Annotated in this window: 19 protein-coding genes and 1 pseudogene; 11 read left to right on the forward strand and 9 right to left on the reverse strand. The window is 54.1% G+C overall.

Translation table 11 applies throughout. The features are described 5' to 3' along the window. Nucleotides 1–23: 23 nt before the first annotated feature. Together NST44_RS31075 and NST44_RS15140 are read right to left on the reverse strand one after the other, a co-directional pair. Nucleotides 24–1640: pseudogene (locus NST44_RS31075) on the reverse strand (glycosyltransferase). A gap of 25 nt (nt 1641–1665) precedes the next feature. Then, nucleotides 1666–2760 carry a glycosyltransferase gene (locus tag NST44_RS15140; RefSeq protein WP_007133282.1) on the reverse strand — a complete coding sequence of 365 codons (1095 nt, stop codon included), beginning with the start codon at nt 2758–2760 and terminating at the stop codon, nt 1666–1668. A 220-nt stretch (nt 2761–2980) separates the two neighbouring features. Between NST44_RS15140 and NST44_RS15145 the strand changes: the two genes are divergently transcribed. The 7 genes from NST44_RS15145 to NST44_RS15175 all read left to right on the forward strand — a co-directional run bounded on the left by NST44_RS15145 (nt 2981) and on the right by NST44_RS15175 (nt 9270). Then, the gene (locus tag NST44_RS15145; RefSeq protein ID WP_244152812.1) at nt 2981–3292 is read left to right on the forward strand and encodes a hypothetical protein; all 312 of its coding nucleotides are present in this window, start codon (nt 2981–2983) and stop codon (nt 3290–3292) included. 3 nt (nt 3293–3295) lie between these two features. Beyond that, entirely contained in the window at nt 3296–3565 is a 270-nt protein-coding gene (locus tag NST44_RS15150) for a hypothetical protein (protein WP_007133280.1), read from the forward strand. Further along, the gene (locus tag NST44_RS15155; RefSeq protein WP_007133279.1) at nt 3562–3867 is read left to right on the forward strand and encodes a hypothetical protein; all 306 of its coding nucleotides are present in this window, start codon (nt 3562–3564) and stop codon (nt 3865–3867) included. Before NST44_RS15150 ends, NST44_RS15155 begins: the two co-directional genes overlap by 4 nt. Nucleotides 3868–3929: 62 nt before the next feature. Next, nucleotides 3930–6650, forward strand: a complete 2721-nt coding sequence (locus tag NST44_RS15160) for a collagen-like protein (protein ID WP_340900027.1) — start codon at nt 3930–3932, stop codon at nt 6648–6650. Nucleotides 6651–6858: 208 nt separating this feature from the next. After that, nucleotides 6859–7755, forward strand: a complete 897-nt coding sequence (locus tag NST44_RS15165) for a PhzF family phenazine biosynthesis protein (protein WP_040740083.1) — start codon at nt 6859–6861, stop codon at nt 7753–7755. A gap of 41 nt (nt 7756–7796) precedes the next feature. Continuing rightward, the gene (locus NST44_RS15170; protein ID WP_007132215.1) at nt 7797–8357 is read left to right on the forward strand and encodes an STM3941 family protein; all 561 of its coding nucleotides are present in this window, start codon (nt 7797–7799) and stop codon (nt 8355–8357) included. Further along, the gene (locus NST44_RS15175; protein WP_007132214.1) at nt 8338–9270 is read left to right on the forward strand and encodes a phosphotransferase family protein; all 933 of its coding nucleotides are present in this window, start codon (nt 8338–8340) and stop codon (nt 9268–9270) included. Before NST44_RS15170 ends, NST44_RS15175 begins: the two co-directional genes overlap by 20 nt. Nucleotides 9271–9546: 276 nt before the next feature. Here the strand turns inward: NST44_RS15175 and NST44_RS15180 are convergent, their stop codons facing one another. Next, nucleotides 9547–9825 carry an excalibur calcium-binding domain-containing protein gene (locus NST44_RS15180; RefSeq protein WP_007132213.1) on the reverse strand — a complete coding sequence of 93 codons (279 nt, stop codon included), beginning with the start codon at nt 9823–9825 and terminating at the stop codon, nt 9547–9549. Nucleotides 9826–10012: 187 nt separating this feature from the next. Between NST44_RS15180 and NST44_RS15185 the strand changes: the two genes are divergently transcribed. The 4 genes from NST44_RS15185 to NST44_RS15200 all read left to right on the forward strand — a co-directional run bounded on the left by NST44_RS15185 (nt 10013) and on the right by NST44_RS15200 (nt 16739). After that, a complete protein-coding gene (locus NST44_RS15185; RefSeq protein ID WP_340900029.1) occupies nt 10013–13348 on the forward strand; it encodes a DEAD/DEAH box helicase in 3336 nt (1111 codons plus the stop codon). 107 nt (nt 13349–13455) lie between these two features. Further along, nucleotides 13456–13791, forward strand: coding sequence for a potassium channel family protein (locus NST44_RS15190; protein ID WP_007132211.1), 336 nt, complete (start codon nt 13456–13458; stop codon nt 13789–13791). Nucleotides 13792–14021: 230 nt separating this feature from the next. Continuing rightward, nucleotides 14022–14636, forward strand: a complete 615-nt coding sequence (locus NST44_RS15195) for an NUDIX hydrolase (RefSeq protein WP_210094725.1) — start codon at nt 14022–14024, stop codon at nt 14634–14636. A gap of 27 nt (nt 14637–14663) precedes the next feature. After that, the gene (locus NST44_RS15200; RefSeq protein ID WP_340900030.1) at nt 14664–16739 is read left to right on the forward strand and encodes a peptidoglycan D,D-transpeptidase FtsI family protein; all 2076 of its coding nucleotides are present in this window, start codon (nt 14664–14666) and stop codon (nt 16737–16739) included. A gap of 191 nt (nt 16740–16930) precedes the next feature. On the opposite strand, the gene NST44_RS15205 is transcribed toward NST44_RS15200, so the two are convergent. The 6 genes from NST44_RS15205 to NST44_RS15230 form a co-directional block, all read right to left on the reverse strand. Continuing rightward, nucleotides 16931–17962 (reverse strand): glycoside hydrolase family 88/105 protein, encoded by a 1032-nt coding sequence (locus NST44_RS15205; RefSeq protein ID WP_210094807.1) that lies wholly within the window; start codon nt 17960–17962, stop codon nt 16931–16933. Between the two features lie 51 nt (nt 17963–18013). After that, nucleotides 18014–18847 (reverse strand): carbohydrate ABC transporter permease, encoded by an 834-nt coding sequence (locus NST44_RS15210; protein ID WP_144870845.1) that lies wholly within the window; start codon nt 18845–18847, stop codon nt 18014–18016. 5 nt (nt 18848–18852) lie between these two features. Beyond that, the gene (locus NST44_RS15215; RefSeq protein ID WP_028405385.1) at nt 18853–19752 is read right to left on the reverse strand and encodes a carbohydrate ABC transporter permease; all 900 of its coding nucleotides are present in this window, start codon (nt 19750–19752) and stop codon (nt 18853–18855) included. Continuing rightward, nucleotides 19745–19912 carry a hypothetical protein gene (locus tag NST44_RS15220; protein WP_186332934.1) on the reverse strand — a complete coding sequence of 56 codons (168 nt, stop codon included), beginning with the start codon at nt 19910–19912 and terminating at the stop codon, nt 19745–19747. Before NST44_RS15220 ends, NST44_RS15215 begins: the two co-directional genes overlap by 8 nt. Before the next feature lie 69 nt (nt 19913–19981). After that, nucleotides 19982–21319: an ABC transporter substrate-binding protein gene (locus NST44_RS15225; RefSeq protein ID WP_028405384.1), complete on the reverse strand. Its 1338-nt coding sequence runs from the start codon at nt 21317–21319 to the stop codon at nt 19982–19984. A gap of 141 nt (nt 21320–21460) precedes the next feature. Then, entirely contained in the window at nt 21461–23005 is a 1545-nt protein-coding gene (locus tag NST44_RS15230; protein ID WP_210094723.1) for a response regulator transcription factor, read from the reverse strand. Between the last annotated feature and the right edge of the window lie 13 nt (nt 23006–23018).

Here is a 23018-nt window from a genome sequence, read left to right on the forward strand (position 1 = left end):
CTCATCGCTTCCTTCTATGGTATCTATGATTCGGACCATTCAATAAGCGTTGGCGCTTCATCCAGAATGGATTCGTATTGGGCCCTCCACCCATAGCGCGCCTCCGGATCGAGACTCTGGTAGCGGCGGAGCTTGTTCAGCCTGTCCTCCGGCTTCGCCCATCCGTAATGCTGAAGGCGGACAGAGGACAGCTGATGCGGCAGGTCCAGAATGTTAGCCGGATAGCGGCCGCAATGCTGCGCGGTTTCCTTCCATTCATAGTGAAAATCCGGCCGGTAACGCACCAGGAACGGCCGGTAATAATGATGGGATCGCCAGCATTCGTCTTCCCGGTAATGGCTGTTGCTCCACATATCATAAAGCCGGAAGCAGAACACATCATAGACGGATTGACGTAACATCTTCGGCAGTTCTTTGGCAAAGCACGGCTCAAACCATTCGTCGGCATCCAGATTCAAAATCCATTCGGGCTGCACCTCCGTCAATGCCTGCCACTGCCGTTTCCGAAGTTCAATCTCGTTATGAAACATGGAGTGCTCATTCACGATCAGACGGAGCGGAATCCCTTTGAGAACCTCAAGACATACTTCAACGGTATTGTCCGTGCTGCCGTCATCAATAATAACCGCTTGATGAATGTACTCGCGGTGCCGCATCAGTGCTTGCCGCAGGTAGCGTTCTCCTTCATTTTTCAGGACCATAGTCAGCGTTAAGGACGGTTGATCCCGGCCGCGGCTAACCAGTACGGGGGAGAAAAGACGGGACCCGGGCAGGCTGGGATCCGACTGAGGAGGCTGAGGAGGGACCTCCTTGTTCAGGTCAGGATCAGCTCCGGTATGCTGCATATAGGCCGCCGCATCGGGAAGATCGCTGTCCCGGTAGACATGAAATGCGGGATAATGCGTATCCACGTACAACGTAAAGCCGAGTGCGGCAGCGCGAATACTGAAGTGCCGGTCCTCTCCCCAGAACGACAAATTATAAATCGGAGCATAATGGACACCGCAGAGAAGGGCCTTCCGGCTGATCAAGGTACAGGCTCCGAGCCCGCCGACTTCATAGATTCCCGGCTCCGTCAGCTGCTGAATGAATGCTTGGTAGCGCTCCTCCTTCTGGGCTTCGTTCAGGACTTCTCCCCGATGCTGAACCCACTGCGTGTACTCGTCCTTGAGCCATACTTGGGGCTGCGGCCTGGCTTCAGGCTGCCACCTCGTCCAGAAAATTTCGGACAGAATATCCTTGTCCGATGCAATTAGATGCTACAGGGTGGCGGGATGCAGCAGCAAATCAGAATCGAGCAGAAATAGATAATCGAACCGCAGGTCAAGCGCGTATTGAATGATTTTATTTTTGTAGTCCGCGACCTTCCAGATTAACGAATCATTCCAATAATGCGTCGTTTCGTTACGCAGGTACTCGTCCCGGCGGTGGGCAGCTTGAATGATCACGCGCGGGCTTTGCAGTATAAATTCACTTAATTTCAAGCTGGAATCACGATCTGTATTGTCGTCAATGAAATAGTAGCTAATCTCAAGTCGTTCCCGATCAAGCCGGAGCAGCGAATCCAGGAAAAACTTTAAAATTTCCGGCTGCTGCCGGACAGGACTGCCGATCAGAACGCGGATTCGTTTCGTAGTCAATAGCAAGCGCCGCCTTTCTCCTGGCTTATAGGTCGTTTTCGTTTGGGTGCAGCCTGTTGCGGAAATACTCCCGGTTTGCCAGCATCGTGGCATCCTCTGGCCGATAGGACAATGCCTTCTCGTTATGTTCATTGGCCAGCTCGTACTTTCCGATCCGGTCATAGCAGACCGCGAGCTGGAGGTGGGGAAGCCAAGTATGAAAGGAGGCGTTTTGAAACCCCATATGGTCAGCGGGCAACTCAAGCCCGGTTGCAAGTGTATACCAGAAGACCGCGGTGGTGTAATCCCCTTTTTCCAAGAAGCGGTATCCGATGCGGCAGCAAAACTCCGGACGAGGCGCCGCATACTGCAGCGATCTCACCGACGCTTCGAACGATGCCTGAGCGTCGCCGAGCTCATGATGGCAATCTGCCAGCCTGCTGCAGGCTGCCAAAACGTCCTCGATCCAGCCTGATTGGGTCTCTAGAAATTTTTCGTAATATTCAATCGCCTTCCGGAAGTTGCGGTGATCTTTCCATTCATTTGCATAATAGAACAAATCACGCGGTGTGAACGCCTCGCCGGATGCCTCGAGCCTCTTATAGATCCGCAAGTTTCTGCCGGAGTCCGTGTCGATTTCCGAGCTGGCATGGGTAATCGCCACGTCACTGTGAATGATGTTTCCGTACACCTCCAAATACTCATGGACCGCACCGATCCAGCGGTAATCCCGGCTCCGCTTAACCAGACGGTTGCGCCGCAAGCTGAAGGTAACGTTGCCATATTCATCGGTACGCAGGTGATAAAGCATGGTCACAGAATCGGTGCTCGGATCCAGCGTGTCCTTCAAATGGCGGAGCTTTTGTTGATCATTCTCGAGCAGCACGTCGTCTGCATCCAGCCAGAGAATATAGTCTTTGGAGGCCAGACTGAAGGCATAATTCCGGGCGGCTGCAAAGTCGTCGATCCATTCAAAATCGTAGACCCGGTTCGTGAACGAGCGGGCAATGTTTTTGGTGCCATCCCTTGAGCCTGTATCCACAATGACGATTTCGTCCACGATATGCGATACACACGACAGACAGCGGTGAAGGACCTGCTCTTCGTCTTTGACAATCATGCACAGACTGATACTGACCAATCGCCATTCCCTCGCTTCCAACCTTCTTTAAATATTAAAGATATATTCATCTCCGCCAGTGATCTGAACCTGAAGAGATGTGGAACCATGCGATTTCGGGGCAATATCCGCGAATATCGGCGCCTGGCAGCCAATAGGCTAATAATAGATGGGAATGACTCGTCGTTAATCCACCCGTGCGATGCTGACTTCATTCCTCGAAGGGGGTCATATCTTGAGCATGCCGCTTATTCCCGAAGAGAAATTCAGACCGACCAGAGAGCAGGTCATTATCGACTTATTGAAATCCATCGCCATGGAGGAAAATGCTATCGCGCATTTGATGCATGCGGAGGCGGATAAAATAAAAGCCGTTCTTGGGCAGTCCGGCAAGCGGGTCGATATGTCCCGTGCCGACCTCATCAAGCTTGGCAATCAGGCAGCGAAGCTGATGGATGTCATTGTCATGAAGGAGTGGCTGCTTCTCCGCAAGCTAGAGAACGTCATGGAGCTGGGTGGTCAATGGGATGAAGATGATGAGGATGAGGAGTAGCCGATGAAGCATTCAGCGGGCAATGATGCCGAGCTTTTCGTGGTCAAGGAGCTGGTGTCATCGATTGAGGCTGCGGAGGCAGCATTTCGTGAGTATGTTTCGTGCATACAAGCCCTTCGAGCAGGACGGACCAGGAGTCATGAATCGACCAGCCTCAAAGGAAGCGCGGATGGGCATGTCCTCTCCATATACCAATATATTGTTGAAGCTAAAATAGACCTGTGCTGTGCTCTGACGGGCAATACGAAGGGTGACAAAGGGGGATTGGAATGAGCTGGATGGAGCTTTCGTCCGGCATGGACATTTCTGCGGATATCCGACAAAGCGTACTGCGGCTGCTTGCCTCCATCGCTATAGAAGAAATGGCCCTTGCCCATATCATCAACGCGGAGGCTGAGAAGCTGCAGTACATTGCCGGTACGCTGCATCCGGGCTCCAATCCCCCGGGAGATCTATCCTTTCCAGATTACATGGCGGTGCAGGCTTCTGCCAGAAGTCTAATGGAGGAAGTGACGATGCGGGAAATGATGCTGCAGATGAAATTCAATCAGATTGCGGCCTTGTTGAAGGATTAAAGTTAGCGGTATCTTCGATTGTAGGCATTGCTTGCGCGTAATGGAGTGACGGGAGGTGCCGTATGCGGGATGACAGTTCATCGAAAGTCAATCCAAGTGCTGTGCCGGATCGGGAGAAAGCCATTAATCAGCTGCTGACTTCCATCGCAATGGAGGAGCTGGGGTTAAGTCACATCATTCATGCAGAAGGGGAGAAACTGCAGTTTGTGCTGGGCACGATCCCTGGAGTTACAGGGCCTCCCTCATCGATTACGGATGTTCTGAAGGTTAATGAGAGCATCCGGCAGACCATTCAGGAGCTGACCAAGAAGCAGTTGGCGCTGCACAATAAATTAAGTCAGGTGCTGTCGCTGGTTCGTGGCGATCATGCACCATGCGGCTCTTGCAATCCAATGGATCCGAAGGGAGTGACCGGAGCGACAGGCGCAACTGGTTCAACTGGCGTAACCGGAGCTACGGGTGTCACAGGAGCCACAGGTGAGACGGGGCCAACCGGTGCCACAGGCCCGACCGGTGCAACAGGTGTTAGGGGTCCAACAGGTCAAACGGGTGCAACGGGGCCAACTGGCCCAACCGGGTCAGTAGGTGCAGCCGGAGTAACGGGAGCCACCGGAGCAACAGGAGCCACGGGAGCGACAGGCGAGGCTGGTGCAACAGGCGCTACAGGGGCGACAGGTGAGACGGGGCCAACGGGTCCGACCGGGGCGGTAGGAGCAGCCGGAGTGACCGGAGCAACAGGCGCAACGGGAGCGACAGGCGAGACTGGAGCAACAGGCGCCACGGGGGCGACCGGTGAGACGGGACCAACGGGCCCAACCGGGGCAGTAGGTGCAACCGGAATGACGGGAGCCACCGGAGCTACGGGGGCAACAGGTGAGACTGGTGCAACAGGCGCCACAGGGGTGACAGGTGAGACGGGGCCAACGGGTCTGACCGGGGCAGTAGGTGCAGCCGGAGTGACGGGAGCAACGGGAGCGACGGGGGCAACAGGCGAGACTGGAGCAACAGGCGCCACGGGAGTGACAGGCATGACGGGGCCAACGGGTCCGACTGGGGCGGTAGGAGCAACTGGAGCAACAGGCGCCACGGGAGTGACAGGCATGACGGGGCCAACGGGTCCGACTGGGGCGGTAGGAGCAACTGGAGCAACAGGCGCCACAGGGGTGACAGGCGAGACGGGGCCAACGGGCCCAACCGGGGCAGTAGGTGCAGCCGGAGTAACGGGAGCCACCGGAGCAACAGGCGAGACTGGAGCAACAGGTGCCAAGGGGACGACCGGTGAGACGGGACCAACGGGCCCGACCGGGGCAGTATGTGCAGCCGGAGTGACGGGAGCAACTGGAGCGACGGGGGCAACAGGTGAGACTGGAGCAACAGGAGCTACTGGAGCAACAGGCGCTACGGGGGCGACAGGTGAGACGGGACCAACGGGCCCGACCGGGGCGGTAGGGGCGGCCGGAGTGACCGGAGCCACGGGAGCGACAGGCGAGACTGGAGCAACAGGCGCCACAGGGGTGATGGGCGAGACGGGGCCAACGGGCCCGACCGGAGCGGCGGGAGCAGCCGGAGTGACGGGAGCCACCGGAGCAACAGGCGCAACGGGAGCGACAGGCGAGACTGGAGCAACAGGCGCCACGGGGGCGACCGGTGTGACGGGGCCAACGGGTCCGACCGGAGCGGTAGGAGCAGCCGGAGTGACCGGAGCTACAGGAACCACGGGAGCGACAGGCGAGACTGGAGCAACAGGCGCCACTGGAGTGACAGGCGAGACAGGGCCAACGGGCCCGACCGGGGCAGTAGGTGCAGCCGGAGTGACGGGAGCAACGGGAGCGACGGGGGCAACAGGCGAGACTGGAGCAACAGGCGCCACAGGGGTGACAGGTGAGACGGGGCCAACGGGCCCGACCGGGGCAGTAGGTGCAGCCGGAGTGACGGGAGCAACGGGAGCGACGGGGGCAACAGGAGAGACTGGAGCAACAGGCGCCACGGGGGCGATAGGTGAGACGGGACCAACGGGTCCGACTGGGGCGGTAGGAGCAGCTGGAGTGACGGGAGCAACTGGAGCAACAGGCGCCACGGGAGCGACCGGTGTGACGGGGCCAACGGGTCCGACCGGAGCGGTAGGAGCAGCCGGAGTGACCGGAGCAACAGGAGTGACCGGAGCAACAGGAGCGACCGGAGTAACCGGTGCCACCGGTGCAACAGGGGCAACTGGTGCCACGGGGCTTACGGGCCCTAGTCTCGCAGAGACTGGTTTTTCGGCATTTTTGCCGACACTTAGTTTAACGACATCCTCACAGCTAACAAACTGGACAGTGACATCACCATACTATACGGATGCAGCCTTCAATCCAGTGACGGGGAATTTCACCGTTCCGGTAACGGGCAGATATGCGATCAAGGCAACCATAAACTATTCGACAACCACAGCCCTCACGGTTTCCCTTGGCGCTGGCGTGAATCCGGCCTTTGTGGCTCGGCGGACTTCACCGGTAACAACGAACCTGATTAGCGGCCTGTTTCCCGTCTTGAATGTCAACGTCGCCCTTGTGCTGACACTTCGGGCCGTACTCGGCAGCGGGGATGTTGCGTTAGCCGGGGACGTACAATTGAATGCCGGTGACGTGGTAGGACTGTTTTACGATGCTAACGGCCTTAACATTTCGTTGAACCTGGGCGGGGCGAACTCTGCAGGCATAGTGTGGTCGATGTTCGGCTCACCTAAGTTAACGGCTTGTTCAGGGCAGCATGTGTGCTTTCGGGCATCATGCTGCCCATTTTGATGCTTTGAAAGCCTTCATAGGATGGGATTTTATCCGATCTCTCGTTTTATACTGTGTCCCGGGTTGTGGCCCATTAGACTGTCATGGAACCTACCTCAACAATTAAAACGGATTTTGTCCTGGATTTACGGAAGGTGGAGTGATAAGATTTTCTCAAATTGTATCCATGCGATCTCATCGTCCGTGATGAGAGAAAGTGGGGGGAGCGATGAACATGGTGACCGTGTTTCAGTATGATGCGTTTTCGATCGTGCCCGACAAGGGGAATCCTGCCGGAGTCGTGCTTGATGCGGATCATTTGACGGAGGAAGACATGCTGAAAATTGCCAAACAGGTCGGATTCAATGAAACGACGTTTGTCATGCATTCGGATCAGGCGGATATTCGGCTGCGTTATTTTACGCCTGGTCATGAGATGAATCTATGCGGGCATGCGACGATGGCATCCATGTATGCACTCAAGACGAGAGGATTGCTGGATGCGAAGGATACGTATACGATCGAGACGAAGACGGGCGTACTGCCGGTCAGATTCGAAAATAACGACGTGCAGCCTAGCATCACGATGAAGCAGGATTCTCCGCAGTTTGTCGAATTTGAAGGCGATGTGGACTTGCTGGCCTCAGCGATCGGATTGCATCGTGACGAGCTTGATCTGACGAAGCCGATTGTATACGGCAGTACCGGAATCTGGACGTTGTTGATTCCCGTGAAGAAGCTGGACAGCTTCAGCCGGATGATTCCCGACAACCGCAAATTTCCGGAGATTTTAACGCAGAATCCCAAAGCTTCCCTGCATCCGTTCTGCATGGAAACGATAGATCCGTCAGCCCTGATGCATGCCAGACATTTCTCGTCCCCATATTCCGGCACCATCGAAGATCCTGTTACCGGAACCGCATCGGGTGTTATGGGCGCCTACTATCTAACCTACATACAGCCTGAATGGCCTTCCATACAGATGATGGTTGAGCAGGGACAGGAGATCGGCAAAAATGGACGGGTCCAGGTTACGGTTGACCGCGAATTTGGGAAAATGGAGGTATACATAACGGGAACGGCGGTATTCGTGCGGGAATTTGAAGTGGATCCGGCGAAGGAGTAGACAATCCTATATGATTTAAAGCTATAAGGAGTGTAAAACAGGTGCACAGACAAGAAGAAATCCATATTAAACCCAAAGTAACCAAAATTTTGTTAGGCTCTCTCTTCTTCGTTGCGCTCGGAATCTTTATGCTATATGCCGGCTTAGCGGATCGTTTAATTGTTCTGGTGATCGCTGGATTCATCTGTACCGTATTTTTCGGAGCGATGCTGGTCTTTTCCACGAGTAAGCTTGTGCAGCGTAAACCGGCGCTGGTTATCAATGATGAGGGAATTATCGATCGTTCCTCCTATGTAAGCGTTGGGGCGATTCCATGGAATGAGATTAAAAGCATCGATATTTACCAAGTCATGAATGAGCGGTTTATTGGAATCGAGGTGCATCATCCGGATGAGATCCTGGCTAGGTTGCCTGAGTGGAAACAGAAGCTGATGAGAATGAATAAAAGGATGACGAATGCAACCGTCCATCTTTCGGCCTCCGGACTTTCCTGCAATTTGAATGAGTTGTTTCTAACGCTATACCGGAGGTGGAAGATCTCCAAAAATGACGATATCACCGAAATGACGGAGGTTGTGAACCATGAAGAGCTTCAAGCCTGAGATGGATACGGATACAGCCATAAGCCATCTCCGGGCAATTGAGGGTGAGCATATAACGAACGTTAGTCCCATCGAGATGGGGGAGCTCAGCAGGGTATTCCGTTATGAAAAAGACGGCAAAGCGTATGTCATTCATTTCAAGGATAATCGCGACAGTCTGGAGAAAGAACGATGGATCCATGATCGGTATGGGGCTGTATATGGCTTGCCCGTCCCGAAGGTATACAAGATCGGAAACGCAGGCGCCATCCATTTTTCAATCTCGGATCAAATGCCGGGGGTGCCTATCAGCACGCTTCAGCCGGCTTCCATCCGTCAAGTCATTCCCAGTCTGATCGAGCAGTATATTCGCCTTCACCGGATTACGGTAGGCGATAACAGCGAAGGCTACGGCTGGTTCACGCCTGAGGGCAAAGCAGCGCATGGCACGTGGACCGATTACCTCAAGGCTACCTTCGCCAAGGACCAGGGAGGATTTTACGATGGCTGGACCGATCTGTTTGACAGCAGCTTTTTGGAGAAGGACCTTTTTTACCGCTTGTATGAAAAGATGGTAGAGCTTGCTGCATTTGCGCCGAAAGAGCGCTATCTCGTGCATGGGGATTTTCATTTGGGCAATATGCTGGCGGCAGAGGACCAATTATCCGGAATTGTGGACTGGGAAATGGCGATGTACGGCGATTTCATGTTCGATGTTGCGGTCATGGATTTATGGGCGCCTCAGCTTGAGTTTCCCAAACGTTTGAAGATGGCAGTCGAGCAACAAGGTGACGACATTCCGCATTTCCGGGAACGACTGCTCTGTTACCAATTATTCAAGGGAATCGACGGGCTTCGATTCTATGCCAAGAAGGACCATGAACCCAGCTATCGGTTTATGAAAGAGCGTATCATGTCGCTGCTCTCTGAATAGTGAGTATCCCGGAATCTGATCGGCAAATGTCTCCTCATCTTGTACCGAACTCTCGGTCATGTCCAAGCAGGCGTTATCCCGGACTTTGCCATTTCGTCGGCAAGCTGGATGAAACGGTGCTGTACTCTAAGCGTCTATAGGAGGATGCTCCGATAGAACTAAAAAACCTGCCGACTACGGCAGGTTTTTTAGTTTCGTTTTCTTTTGTTTTCTAGCGGGTACGAGTTTAATCCATTGAACTTGACCATTGAACTTAGCCCAATGCAGCTTATCCGATTATCGCTCGCAAGCGATCTTATCCTTGTCACGATCCCTGGCTGTGTTGGCGTCATACAGCGCTTTGGATACATAAGGCTTGTATTTCGTCTTGCCGCCTTTGTTCTTGACGGATGCGGACCGGGCAACGCCTCCAGGGTAATCTTTATTCATCTCTTTGCAGTTTTTGTATTTTTTCACTTCGGTGGATTTGGCGTCTGCAATATCAGTGCTGGTATGACCCAGTGCAAGAGTAGTGAGCAGAGCAAGCGAGAGCAGAACGGTTATCTTTTTCTTCATGACAATCGAACTCCTTTATGTATCAATCCATTATTGATTATTTCATCCTTATCATAGTAGGTGCTTCCAAATATATCAATATGCAGGTGCATGTACCGGTGTAGTATTCTGAGACGAGCAAATTCTGACCTTGTTCCGAACGTGGTATACTGTTGTGTAACAAGCGAGAAAGAAAGGGATTGGACGGATGAGCAACCGGTTGACGGAACGAATCATTAAACAGTGGTGCGGAAAAGCCTCCTATGAGAAGGGGCATCAACTATACCGGGGCGGCAGAGTTCACATGCTGAAGCGGGACCTCGATAACCGGATATATGATGCGGAGGTCGCGGATCGAACATCCGGGATCGTCCGGATACGGATCGATGAAGAAGGAGATATCATTGCGGAATGCAGCTGCGGCTTCCATCATTCAACGTCGCATCGATGCGGTCACATGGCAGCCGTGCTGCTGACAATCCAGGAACTGGAGCAACCAAGTGAAGGTGACGAACGGAAGTACCCATCCCTGCTGCATGGTACGAAGCCTGGAGAAGAAGAGAACGGGCTGCTAACCCCGCGAGCTAAGGGCAATTCGTTCATGCCGGCGGACGATTGGGAGATGGATCCCCAGATCGGCAATCGGCTGCTCGGTCTGTTCGCCGATCCGGGGTATCGGTATTCCAGTGCTGCCTCACGTTTTGACACAAGGGAGATCTTGCAGACGGAATTTATCTTAAAGCTGATTCCATTTAGCAGCGGAAAGAATCGGTTGGGCATCGAAATGAGAGTCGGCCAGAAGCGGCTGTATGCGGTGCACCGGATTCGTGATTTTCTGGAATGCGTTAGAAGACTGGAGCCGTGCACGTTTACAAAGAACTTCACCTATGATCCGGAGCGGCATGGATTTAAGAAGGAGGATGACGACCTGCTTCAGGAGCTGATCCGTATTTACGACCATGAACGAATGGTTCAGCAGACCTTCGGCTTTTACAGTCCCCCTGGCAAAAAGGCCGGGAGTGAGCGGATGCTCTTCATCCCGCCCTCGTTCTGGCCAAAGATCAAAGCGCTGGCGGCTGCGTCCGGAAGCTGTCTGCTGTCGGTCGACGGGATCCTGACGGACAAGCTGCAAGCATACCAGGAGCCGCTCCCGATCCGGTTTGAAGTGGAACCGTCCGGAGATACGCAATATGTGATGTATGTTCAGGGGCTGGACCGTCTGCAGATTCTGGAGGAATACGGAGCCGCCGTCGTTGACGGGAAGCTTGCCGAGCTTACGCCCCAAGATGGGGCCAGGCTATCCGAGATGAAAGAACTGCTCGAGCGGACGTATCCGCCTGCTGTGCCGATATCGGGGGGCATCATGGAATCCATGATGGAGAAGGTAATTCCCGGGCTTATGAAGCTCGGAAGCGTGCATATTGCAAAGGCCGTGTCCGACAAAATGATTCGCTCCCCGCTCAAAGCCAAGCTGTACCTTGATCGGGTAAAAGGACGCTTGCTGGCCGGCCTGGATTTTCAATACGGCGATATCGTAATCAATCCCCTCGACGGAAACCGTGCAGCGCACGACGGCAGTGCCATTCTCGTCCGGGACGGAGAACGGGAACAGCGGATCCTGCGCCTCATGGAGGAGGCGGATTTCGCCAAAACGGACGGCGGATACTATATGAACGACGAGGATGCCGAATTTGAATTTCTGCACCATATCGTTCCCGAGCTGGAGAAGCTGCTTACGGTATATGCCACGTCAGCCGTGAAGGAGCGAATATTCCGGGAGCATGCTGCGCCGAAATTGAAAGTGGACATCGATGAGCGGACCGATTGGCTGGAGCTGAAGTTTGAGCTTGACGGCATACCGGAATCCGAGATTCGGAGCTTGATCCGCTCGCTTGAGGAGAAACGGAAATACCACCGTCTCCCGAGCGGCGCGCTGATGCCCTTGGAGGGCGAGGCATTGCAGGCGATCATAGCTGCCATGAACCGGTTAGGAGCATGGAGCAGCTATGCGGAGAACGGTACAGCCAGATTGCCGGCCGTTCAAGGACTGCAGCTGCTGGGCTGGGAGAGCGCGTCATCATCAGTACAACTGGGCAAATCGCTCAGACAAATGCTTCAGCATGTCAAACATCCCGATGATCTGGACTTCCCGGTACCGCCAAGCCTCGAGCCGGTCTTGAGAGATTACCAGAAGTATGGATACCAGTGGATGCGCACCTTGGCCCACTACCGGTTCGGCGGAATATTGGCTGATGATATGGGTCTTGGAAAAACGGTCCAGAGCATCGCGTTCGTGCTGTCCCTTCTACCGGAAATTCGAAAGACTGGAGAACCCGTCCTGATCGTGGCCCCGGCTTCTCTGCTTTATAATTGGCAGAGCGAGATTGCCCGGTTCGCGCCGGAGATTCGAGCAGCCGTCATGGACGGCTCCCGGCTTGAACGGAAGAAGCTGATCCGCAGTGAAGGGGAGGCGGATGTATGGATCACCTCGTATCAGCTGCTTCGCATGGACATGGCCGATTATGCAAAACGGATGTTCCACGCCGCGATATTTGACGAAGCCCAAGCCTTTAAGAATGATGCGACGCAGACTGCACAGGCGGTGAAGACGATCAGCAGCCGGTACCGGTTTGCCTTGACCGGCACCCCGATGGAAAATCGGATGGAAGAGCTCTGGTCCATCTATGATGCGGTATTCCCTGCCTTGTTCGGTGGACGAAAGGCTTTTCAGGATTTGCCGAGGGAAACGGTCGCAACACGGATCCGACCTTTCTTGCTGCGGAGGCTGAAGTCGGATGTGCTGAAAGAGCTGCCGGATAAAATCGAGACACTGCAGTCCTCAGCACTCCTCCTGGAGCAGAAGAAGCTGTATACGGCTTATTTGGCCAAGCTAAGACAAGAGACGCTGAAGCATCTCGCCAAGGACGGCTTCCAGAAGAGCCGAATCCGGATATTGGCCGGCTTGACCCGCCTGCGACAAATATGCTGTCACCCTGCATTGTTCGTGGAAGGCTATGAGGGCAGCTCCGCGAAGTTCGAGCAGCTGCTGGAGACGCTCGCCGAATGCCTCCATGCGGGAAGACGCGTCCTCGTCTTCTCGCAGTTCACCACTATGTTGAAGCTGATCAGCCAGGAGCTGGGACGGCGCGGGGTGCCGTTCTTTTACCTCGATGGACAGACCCCACCGGCCGAGCGGGCCTCGCTGTGCAGCCGTTTCAACGAAGGCGAGCGCGAGATTTTTCTGATCTCCTTGAAGGCCGGGGGAACAGGGCTTAATCTGACTGGAGCGGATACGGTGATCCTCTATGATCTGTGGTGGAATCCGGCGGTTGAGGAACAGGCGGCAGACCGGGCGCACCGGATCGGACAGAAGAAAATCGTTCAGGTGATCCGGATGGTAGCCAGGGATACCATTGAGGATAAGATGATAACCTTGCAGCAGAAGAAAAAGGATCTGATCGACGAGGTCATCCAATCGGGTGAGGATTGGCTCCCGAGCTGGACCGAGGAGGATATCCGGGAGCTGTTGATGCTCCAGCCATAAGATATGGGGGAATGGATCGAGTGCTTCACTGCCGTTCCATGCTGCGATTTTTAGACACGATTTCAGACTAGATTCCTACAGGGAAAAAATAAGGCGGTTAACCGAACATGATTTCATTTCTGCTAACATTAAAACGGCTGCTCAAGGGGCTGGTTCATGCGTTCAAGCAGCGCAATTTCGTTGCATTGTTTGTCCTGATCGTCATCATGCTGATCTCGGGGACGATGTTCTATACAAAGCAAGAGGGCTTGTCCGTGCTGGACGCACTGTATTTCTGCGTTGCTACGCTGAGCACGGTCGGCCACCCCGACTTTGCTCCGCAAACTTCACTCGGAAAGGTGTTTACGATGATCTATATCGTCGTTGGAACCGGCTTGTTCCTCGGGATGGTCGGCCATCTTGCCTATGCTTTGATCAAGAGCACGCAAAAAGAAGAGAAGTAACACTCAGACGGCCTCGAACGAGGGATCTGAACCGGGCTCCGCCTAAGGGTTGCAACGACCCGAGCATGGCGGAGCCTTTTTCATTTTTTTAGGGAGACTTGCTCTATAGTTCATCATATATTTCCGAGAAAATATGGTATAATTGGATGGTTACGGTCTTCCATTATGTCCCAAATTTGATTGAGAGCGGTTCCGGGGACACAAGTTCATGAAAAAGGAATGAGACAAGCATGCTGAAATGGTTGGAGTGGGTAAAGGAAATACAAGCGATCAGCCAAGCTGGCCTCGCCTATACCAAGGATGTTTACGACCAAGAACGGTTCGAGCAGCTGAGAGCGCTCAGCATATCGATTATGCAGGAATATACAGAAGCGGGCGAAGATAAGATCCGCACCTTATTTGCCAGTGAAACGGGATACCAGACGCCGAAGGTGGATGTGCGCGCGGTTATCTTCCAGGACGGGAAGCTGCTGCTCGTTCGGGAGAAAGCCGACGGAGCCTGGGCATTGCCGGGCGGATGGGCGGACATCGGTCTGTCGCCGTCGGAGGTGGCCGTTAAGGAAGTACAGGAGGAGGCGGGTTATGAAGTACGCGCAGTGCGGCTGCTGGCTGTTCTGGATAAAAAATTTCATCGGCATCCGCCGTCGCCTTTTCATGTATATAAAATGTTTATCCAATGCGAAATCACAGGGGGGGCTGCGGGCATCGGCACAGAAACGTCGGCGGTCGGCTTCTTTGAACGTGACGCGCTTCCCCCATTGTCTGAAGAGCGAAATACGGCCGAGCAGCTGGACCGTTTGTTTCGCTATAACAATCATCCCGATCTTCCGGTCTGGATGGATTAACCTTGTCCTGGAAAGGAGAGCAGGAGCATGATCAAGGGATTTCCTCCTTACATGAGCGATCCCGATGAAGGGGACGTGAAGCGTCAATTCAACCGGCGGGTCAATCTGTTCTTTTTCGGCGCTTTCCTCATCTTTTGTATCCTTATCATCCGCATGGCCGTTCTGCAATTCGTGGAGGGCCCTGAGCTTGCTGAAAAGGAGTCCGGGGGGGAGCTGAAAAAATTCACGCTTCAGCCGATCCGGGGAAGCATTATCGATGCCTCCGGCGAGAAGCTGGCTTATTCGACGGGGACTCATACCTTATATATCACGCTGATGAAGGATTATAACAAGAACACGGAGAGGGGGCAGAAGAACCGGCCGGAAATCGAAGCGATGGCGAAGGACATCGCAAAGGTCTTCGCCCAATACGGGGATCCGAAAGGCAAACCGATGACAACCGAAGAGGTGATTGACGCCCTGGATCTGGAGTATACGAAGCAGCACGGCTATGCGCCCAGACGGATCAAATCGGATTTGACGAAGCAGGAGATCGCTCATTTCATGGAGAACCGCTCGCGGTACCCGGGCATTCAGATCGTGGAGGAGAATGTGAGGCATTACGACCCAGACACGGTTGCGGTCCAGACGATCGGGTACCTGAAGAAATTCAAGGGCTCAAAAGATTTCAAGGAATATGCCGAAATCGATGAGGCGAATAAGGGGCAGGACGATCCAGGATTGATCTACAACGAAGAGGATTGGGTTGGCTATGACGGACTTGAGCGGATGTTTCAGAAAGAGCTGCGCGGCAAAAGCGGGTATATCAGCATTCCGATTAATCCGCAGAACATGGTGGACGGCGTCCCGTCCATGGCAGCCCCGGAGAAAGGGCTCGATGTCCATACGACGATTCATAAGGATATCCAGCTTGCGGCTGAGGAAGCCATTACCGAGCGGTTGCAGTATCTTCGTACCCATCTGATCTCCGGGAAGTATCATCGGGATGCGCTGACCGGTTATGCCGTCGCTATGGAGGTGGACACTGGCAACGTCGTGGCGATGGCCAGCATCCCGGATTATGACCCTAACATATGGGGGAGCGGGGATAAAATCACCCAGGAGGTCGTCAACTCTTCCGGTAACGGGACGATAACGATCTTCGGCTCGGGCCGGTCGGGCAATGGATTTGAATCGATGATCTATCTCGGATCGGTCATCAAGCCGCTGACGGTGCTGATCGGGCTCAATGAAGGCCTGTTCACGCCATACGATACGTACCCGGACCAGGGCTATGCCTTGATCGGCAAAGAGGGCAGTGAAACGCCGATCCGAAACGCCGGCGGTCATGTGATTGGCCGGATCCGGCCGGACCAAGCGATTCAGACCTCGTCCAATGCCTTTATGATCGATCAGGTCGGGGAGAAGCTGTATGACAAATACGGCGGTGATAAAGCCGTTAAAGTATGGGATCAGTATATGAAGCGGTTCGGACTCGGCGTTGTCACCGGCAGCGGATTGCCCCTTGAGAATGAAGGGAGGGCGGAATACCTCAATAAGGAAGCTGCAGGCAGCAATCTCGCTGCGCTGGCTTATGCCTCCTTCGGCCAAATGGGTAAATATACGCCGCTGCAGCTGGCCCAATACACGGTGATGCTGGCTAATGAAGGGAAGCGGATCAAGCCGCAGCTCGTGAGCAAGATCACCGACCAGAACGGGAACATTGTCAAGGAATTCGGCAGGGAAGTAATCGACGAAGTCAAGCTTCCGCAGGAATACTGGCAGGTTATCAAGCGAGGCATGAATACGCAGGGGATTGCCGGGTTTGAAGGCTTCCCGTACGACTTTGCCCGCAAAACCGGCACGTCCGAGCAGGATTCACCGGCAGGGAGAAAGGACAATGGCGTGTTCATCGCGTTTGCTCCCCGAGAGAAGCCGAAGCTGGCGGTCGTGGTTGTCATCCCTGAAGGCGGCTTTGGCTCTCAAAGCGCCGCACCGGTCGCACGCAAAATCTTCGATGCCTATGACGAGGTGTATGGCCTTGACGGGACGCCGCATCCGAAGCAGAAGGCGGAAGAAGGCAAGGCTGAACAGGGTGAGCAGGAGGAGAATCAAGGCGAGTAACAACACGAGTAACAATCACGAATAACAGGACGAATAACAACACGAATAACAAGATAAGTAAGTCGAGTAACTAGATCCGGGTTCAGTAGTATAGCTATTATTATTATTTCGAATAATTTTGAGCTAAAAGAAACAGGCTGCCTTCAAGAGAACACTCATCGTTCCCTGTACGGCAGCCTTTCTTGTATCTACTAATACGGATTATTCTTGACCTTGAGCACTTCGGCCAGAAATGCCAGCGTCAATCCTTGTCCCCACCCCTGAATTCGCTTGTCGGGCACGCCTATATAACCAGCAGCATTTTTCATGACGGCCGTTCCGGCCGAAACGCCGGTTACGGTCCCATCCTCGGTAATTTTGGTCAGGATGCCGTCGATCGATTTCTGGGTGTATTTATTGTAGATGCGCCCCTTGGTCAGCAATGCGGTTGCGATCCCCGCCGATCCCGACGTTTCCAGCGGCGACTGCGGATCCGTCGTAATGGTGTGCCACAGCCCGGATTCATGCTGCAGCCGTACGAGCGAGCTCAGCTGATCCCGAAGCGAGCCTTCAATGATCATGAAGGAAGGGTGCGTAACCGGTACGAGCTCCAATGCGCGCGCCATCGTAAGGGCGGCCCAGGCATTGCCGCGGCACCAAAATACCCCCGACATATGATTGCCGGCAATATTGTCCCAGCCATGATAGTACAGATTCGTCACCGGATCCTGCAGACAATTCTCATGGCCGTGGTACTGCCGCAGCCCGTCCTCGAAGTAATCGTCACGGCCGAGCAGCGCTCCAATGCGCAGCAGGAAGTAACCGGCCATGAACATCGTGTCCACCCATGCCTGCTCAGGGAAGTTATAGGCTTCGGAGTTGACGGTGTGCTGAAAGATCCCTTCTCCGAATCGAACGGCATCGTGAGTGAGGTATTCGGCCATCTCCTTGGCCGTTTCGATATAACGCTCATCGCCGTAGACGTTATACAGCGTTAAGAGGGAATGTCCGATCGAGACGCCGTTCACAGACAGCTTTGGCAGACCATCCTCCATATTTTCGTCGACCCATGTCTTCAGCTGCTCCAGATATTCCATTTTGCCCGTCGCTTCATACGCCTCGCAAACGCCGTAAAACGCAACCCCGCCGGGCCAATCCCAGCTGAAGTCCATGCGGAAGGTCCGCTCCACCACCTTATCCATGACTTGCCCGATATACTGTTCATCAAATACGAGTGCCGGCATAGCTGCAGCTCCTTTCATATTAAGCCTCCTTAAGAGGGAGAAATTTGGGGATTAACCTTTCAAGCCTGTTGTGCTGATCCCTTCGACGATATATTTTTGGAAGATGAAAAATACGATCACGACCGGCAGCAGCGACAGGGTGGCCATGGCAAACATTCCGCCCCAGTTGTTGAGCGATTCCCCATCGAGGAACAGCTTGAGCGCCAACGACACCGGGTATTTCTCCGGCTGGTTCAGGTAGATCAGCGGGTTGATGAAATCATCCCATCTCCAGTAAAAGGAGAAGATGGAACACGTGATCAAGGCCGGAACGATCAAGGGCACAACGACCCGGATGAAGATGCCGTACTTGCTGCAGCCGTCGATCCTTGCGGCTTCATCGAGCTCCCGCGGGATCGTGCGGATAAACTGCATAATCAGAAAGATGAAGAACGGAACCCCGAAGAAATGGGGGACGATCAGCGGCTTGAACGTCGAGATCCAGCCGAAATTGGCGAACATCACGTACTGCGGGACGATGACGACGTCATGCGGCAGCATCATGGTGATCATCATGCAGGCGAACCAAAATTTTTGACCGAAAAACCTTGTCCTAGCCAGACCAAAAGCCACTAATGCGGAAGATACGACGGCACCGATCGTTGAGATGATGACGATAATGAAGGAATTCTTGAAGAAGGTCCCGAAGGTCGTTCCGGCAAATCCCTTCCAGCCTGTTGCATAGTTCGAGAATTCGAGCTTGTTGGGAATGAGACTGTAGGCGGTCGTAAAGATTTCGTGATTGGGCTTCAGCGAGCTGGCGGCGAGCCACAGGATCGGATAGGTCATGCACAGGGCGAACAGCCCGACCAGTGTATGATACAGAATGCGTCCGGATTTGGTCATAGCCGTCAGTCTCCTTTCGATTCGTAATGAACCCAGCGGGTGGAAGATCTGAAGATGAGCAGGGTAAGGACGCCGACAATGACGAGCATGACCCAGGCAAGCGCCGATGCGTAGCCCATTTCAAAATGCGAAAAGGCTTTGCGGTACAGGTAAAGCGAGTACAGCAGCGTCTGATCCAGCGGACCGCCTTCACCGCGCGAGATGATATAAGCGGGGGTGAAGGTCAGGAAGGCGGAGATGGTCTGCAGCGTCAGATTGAACAAAATGATCGGGCTCAGCAGCGGGAGCGTAATCTTGAAGAATCGGTGCACGGCATTTGCGCCGTCGACGCTGGCCGCTTCGTAATAATCCTTCGGAATGTTCTTGAGTCCGGCAAGGAAAATAATCATCGATGAGCCGAACTGCCAGACCGACAAGGCGATGAGTGTCCACAGCGCCGTGCTCGGATTGCCGATCCAGGATGTGCTGGATTCGATGCCGAAGAGCGAGAGGGCGGAGTTGACGAGCCCTTGGTCGCCGAAGATTTGCTGCCACATAATCGCGACCGCGACGCTGCCGCCGATCAGGGACGGCAGGTAAAAGGCCGAGCGGTACAGCCCGACCGCCTTGGTCGCCGTATTCAGGATCATTGCCACGAAGAGTGCAAAGATAAGCCGAAGCGGGACGCTGGCGAATACGTATGTAAAGGTCACCTGAAACGATTTTCCGATTTTATCGTCCTCCGTGAACATCCGCTCATAATTGCCGAGGCCGAGCCAGCTTGGCGCCTCCATCAGGTTATAGTTGGTGAACGAATAGTAGAGGGACGACAGGATCGGATACAGCGTAAAGATCAGAAAGCCAAGAACGAACGGAGCGGAGAATACGTATCCGGTGATATGCTCGTTCTCGCGAAGTCTATTCATCATTTTCAACCCCTCGTCTTTCAAATTTGACAGCGCCCGTCCGGCGGGCGAATTCGCTGGCGGATAGTTCCATTATAGAAAGTCTGACCGAGAGGGCGTTATGAAGAAAACCGTCCATTTTGTTTAAAAACCAGAGGTCCGCCCGGTCCGGTGTCATCATAAAGGCACCCCCTGCCCCGTACCTGACGTACGTTTGAAAGGGGATGCCTCAAGTTAGGTGCATCCGGAACTACTGCTGGGATCTGGCCAGGATCGCATTCGCTTCCTTGCGGAATTCGGCAGCCGCATCCTCCACCGATATTTTCTTGTACAGGATGCGCTCGCTGAGATCGCGAAGCAGCTTCTCGATTTCCACGGCACCGATCGGATTCGGCGGATCGCCAGGGCTGCTGTTCGCCTCGGCCCAGGTGACGTAATCGAATATTTTCGCCTCATTCTCGGAGAGCAGCGGCTTCAGCGCTTCCTTGACTTTAGCGGATACCGGCACGCCACGCTCGCCCTTGATCAGCTTATTTGCCTCGATGTCGTTGATGAAGAAGCTGATGAATTTCGCCGCTTCTTCCTTATGCTTCGACGTCTCCGTGACGGAGAAATACATGGACGGCTTCAGGAAGAGCCCTTCCTTCGTGCCCGGTCCCGGCATCGGATTCAGCTCCAGCGGACGATCGGGAACGAGATTGGCAACGGCGAGAAACTGGTTGGACCAGCCCGTGCCGGAAATGGCGTTGCCAAGCACGATTTCATCCTCCTCCGCGACGCCTTTCTTCTGGGCTTCCTTATCCAACGACAGGATGTACCCATTGTCATACCACTTCTGGTAGCGGGTGAAATAATCGATAAAGGCCTGATCATCGGCATAGCCGATCGTTTTGCCGTCCGCGCTGTACATTTTTTGGCCGATCGTTCTCAGATAATACGGGAAGAAGACGTCATGCCGGTAGGCGAAGCCACCGATGAGAAATCCTTTTTCCTTCGCTTGCGCGCCCATTTTGTCCATGTCGTCCCAGGTCCAGTCCTTGCCGGGAATATCGATGCCGTTCTTCTTCATCGTCTCTACGTCGAATGTCGTCTGGAGTGCGTTGACGCCAAGGTTCATCGCTACCAGCTTGCCGTTGACCTCGCCTCCGCTCAGGGCATTCTCGCTGACGTCCGAAACGTCCAGGACTCCGCTGTCGGTGAACGGCTTCAGATCGGCAAGCTGATTGCGGCCGGCATATTGGTTCAGATAGGAGATGTCCATCTGAATAATGTCCGGAAGACCGCCGGCTACCGCCTGCGGAGCAAGCTTCTTCCAGTAATCGTCGAACGGGGCGTATTCGGGCTCGATGGTGACGTGCGGGTTCTGCTCCTGATACATTTCAATGACCTTCAACGTGTAATCGTGCCGGGACTGTCCGCCCCACCAGGCGATGCGCAGCTTTACCGGCTCCTTCTCGTCGCTGGCGGCTGCGGACGGCGCTGTATCGGTTCCGGCGCTTGCAGGCTGATCGGCCGAATTCCCGCCGGAGCAGCCGATCAGGCTTCCGAGCAAGGAGCACATGAGCACTGCGGTTAACACTTTTCTCATTCCATTTCCTCCCCTTGGTTGATGAACCCATCTGTGACTCGTTTGATAGTGCTTACATTCCCAATTATTATGTGTAACAAGGGAAAGAGTAAGGAAAAAAACCGTGCACTTTGTTCAAAAAGCAGATATGTACGTACAAGCCTAGCCCTCTTTTTTCATGTATTCCGAAGGCGTGCAGCCCATTTGCTTCTTAAACACCTGGCTGAAGTACTGGGGATTGTCGCCGAAGCCGAGCTGCTCGGCCATTTCGAAAATTTTGATATCCGGGTCCTTCGCCATCAGCTCGGTCGCGCGCTTGATGCGCAGCTTCATGACGTAATTCGAGAATTTCTCGCCGGTCTCTTTTTTGAACAGCTTTCCGAGATAGTCGGCATTCATGTACAGCATGCTGCATGCGACCAGGTTCAGGGTCAGCTCCGAATTGCCAAGCTGTTCCTCGATAATCTCGATCATTCTCCGGACGATCGCATTATATTTCATGGTGTTCCGTTCATAATTCCGCTGGGTAATTTCGATGACCGTTTCTTCCAGAAATGCCTGGATCGACTGGAGAGTCGTCATTTCCGCGATGACCGGTATCCGTTCGTATCGTTCCGCCATCTCCTCGGGATCCGTCAGCCGAATGAGGGATACATACTGCGATATGGCGTGGGACTTGGTCATCTCAATGCTCAGCTGGGCCCTCTTCAGTTCATGGATGAATTCATTCAGCGCCTGCCGGGCCTCTTGGTGGTGACCGGACCGCACCGGCATGCACAGACGCTGCTCGTCGAAGGAAAATGCACCGCTGTCGTCTTCGGATTGCAGCGTGTCGTTCGTCGTAATGATGCCGCTCTCGTCCAGGTAGAAGCGGTAATTCAGGCACTGCAGCGTGTCGCGGTACAGCTTGCGGGCCAGCGTTACGGGCCCAGGATCGCTGATGGCAACCGTCACGTCCAGCTTGTAATACTGCTTGAACGTACAGCGGATGTCCTGGATCCGGTCATGGAGTTGAAGCCCGGGACGCTCCTCAATGAGAACCAGCACATGCGGGCCGATGGTGGTGCTAAGAAGGGTGGTGTCCAGCAGATCCTCGGCAATATTCTTCACGGCGAATAGATGCTCGTAATCCGCCTCGCCTTCCAGCTGGAACAGCAGCAGCTGCACCGGCCGGTCGAAGTCGTATTGGAACAGTCTGCGATATTCCTCCAAGTCATTATGACCGTAAGTCTTGTTCGTCACGAATTCTTTCAGCACCTGCTCCTTCACATGGGGAAGCACTTTCTCGAAACGGTGCTTCATATCCTGAATGAAAGCTTCCTTGCGGCGGTGATCCGCCAGGTCAAAGGTAACCTCCTGCAGCGCTTCCCCGATCTTAGACTCATCGGTCGGCTTCAGCAAATAATGCTTGACCCCGTACTGCATGGCGCGGTTGGCGTATTCGAATTCGCCGAAGCCGGACAGCAGCACGAATTTGATGTGGGGATGGCTTGCATAGGTTTTGGCCACGAGCTCGAGCCCGTCAAGGCCGGGCATGCGGATATCGCACACGACGATATCCGGAGAATCGCTAACGATTTTTTCGTAGGCCTGGATGCCGTTCTGAGCGGTTCCCGCAAGCTCGGTTTGATAGGCGGACCAGTCCACCATGCGGGAAATACCATCCAGAATGATGCGCTCATCGTCTACGAGCAGAACTTTGTACATGGGAATCCCTCCG

The organism is Paenibacillus sp. FSL W8-0919, from assembly GCF_038003785.1.
Lineage (GTDB): Bacteria > Bacillota > Bacilli > Paenibacillales > Paenibacillaceae > Paenibacillus_AQ > Paenibacillus_AQ lactis.

Coding starts and splice junctions, on each gene's coding strand:
- NST44_RS15145 (WP_244152812.1), top strand. CDS start 2,981: ATGCCGCTTATTCCCGAAGAGAAATTCAGACCGACCAGAGAGCAGGTC.
- NST44_RS15150 (WP_007133280.1), top strand. CDS start 3,296: ATGAAGCATTCAGCGGGCAATGATGCCGAGCTTTTCGTGGTCAAGGAG.
- NST44_RS15155 (WP_007133279.1), top strand. CDS start 3,562: ATGAGCTGGATGGAGCTTTCGTCCGGCATGGACATTTCTGCGGATATC.
- NST44_RS15160 (WP_340900027.1), top strand. CDS start 3,930: ATGCGGGATGACAGTTCATCGAAAGTCAATCCAAGTGCTGTGCCGGAT.
- NST44_RS15165 (WP_040740083.1), top strand. CDS start 6,859: ATGAACATGGTGACCGTGTTTCAGTATGATGCGTTTTCGATCGTGCCC.
- NST44_RS15175 (WP_007132214.1), top strand. CDS start 8,338: ATGAAGAGCTTCAAGCCTGAGATGGATACGGATACAGCCATAAGCCAT.
- NST44_RS15180 (WP_007132213.1), bottom strand. CDS start 9,825: ATGAAGAAAAAGATAACCGTTCTGCTCTCGCTTGCTCTGCTCACTACT.
- NST44_RS15185 (WP_340900029.1), top strand. CDS start 10,013: ATGAGCAACCGGTTGACGGAACGAATCATTAAACAGTGGTGCGGAAAA.
- NST44_RS15190 (WP_007132211.1), top strand. CDS start 13,456: ATGATTTCATTTCTGCTAACATTAAAACGGCTGCTCAAGGGGCTGGTT.
- NST44_RS15195 (WP_210094725.1), top strand. CDS start 14,022: ATGCTGAAATGGTTGGAGTGGGTAAAGGAAATACAAGCGATCAGCCAA.
- NST44_RS15200 (WP_340900030.1), top strand. CDS start 14,664: ATGATCAAGGGATTTCCTCCTTACATGAGCGATCCCGATGAAGGGGAC.
- NST44_RS15205 (WP_210094807.1), bottom strand. CDS start 17,962: ATGCCGGCACTCGTATTTGATGAACAGTATATCGGGCAAGTCATGGAT.
- NST44_RS15210 (WP_144870845.1), bottom strand. CDS start 18,847: ATGACCAAATCCGGACGCATTCTGTATCATACACTGGTCGGGCTGTTC.
- NST44_RS15215 (WP_028405385.1), bottom strand. CDS start 19,752: ATGAATAGACTTCGCGAGAACGAGCATATCACCGGATACGTATTCTCC.
- NST44_RS15220 (WP_186332934.1), bottom strand. CDS start 19,912: ATGATGACACCGGACCGGGCGGACCTCTGGTTTTTAAACAAAATGGAC.
- NST44_RS15225 (WP_028405384.1), bottom strand. CDS start 21,319: ATGAGAAAAGTGTTAACCGCAGTGCTCATGTGCTCCTTGCTCGGAAGC.
- NST44_RS15230 (WP_210094723.1), bottom strand. CDS start 23,005: ATGTACAAAGTTCTGCTCGTAGACGATGAGCGCATCATTCTGGATGGT.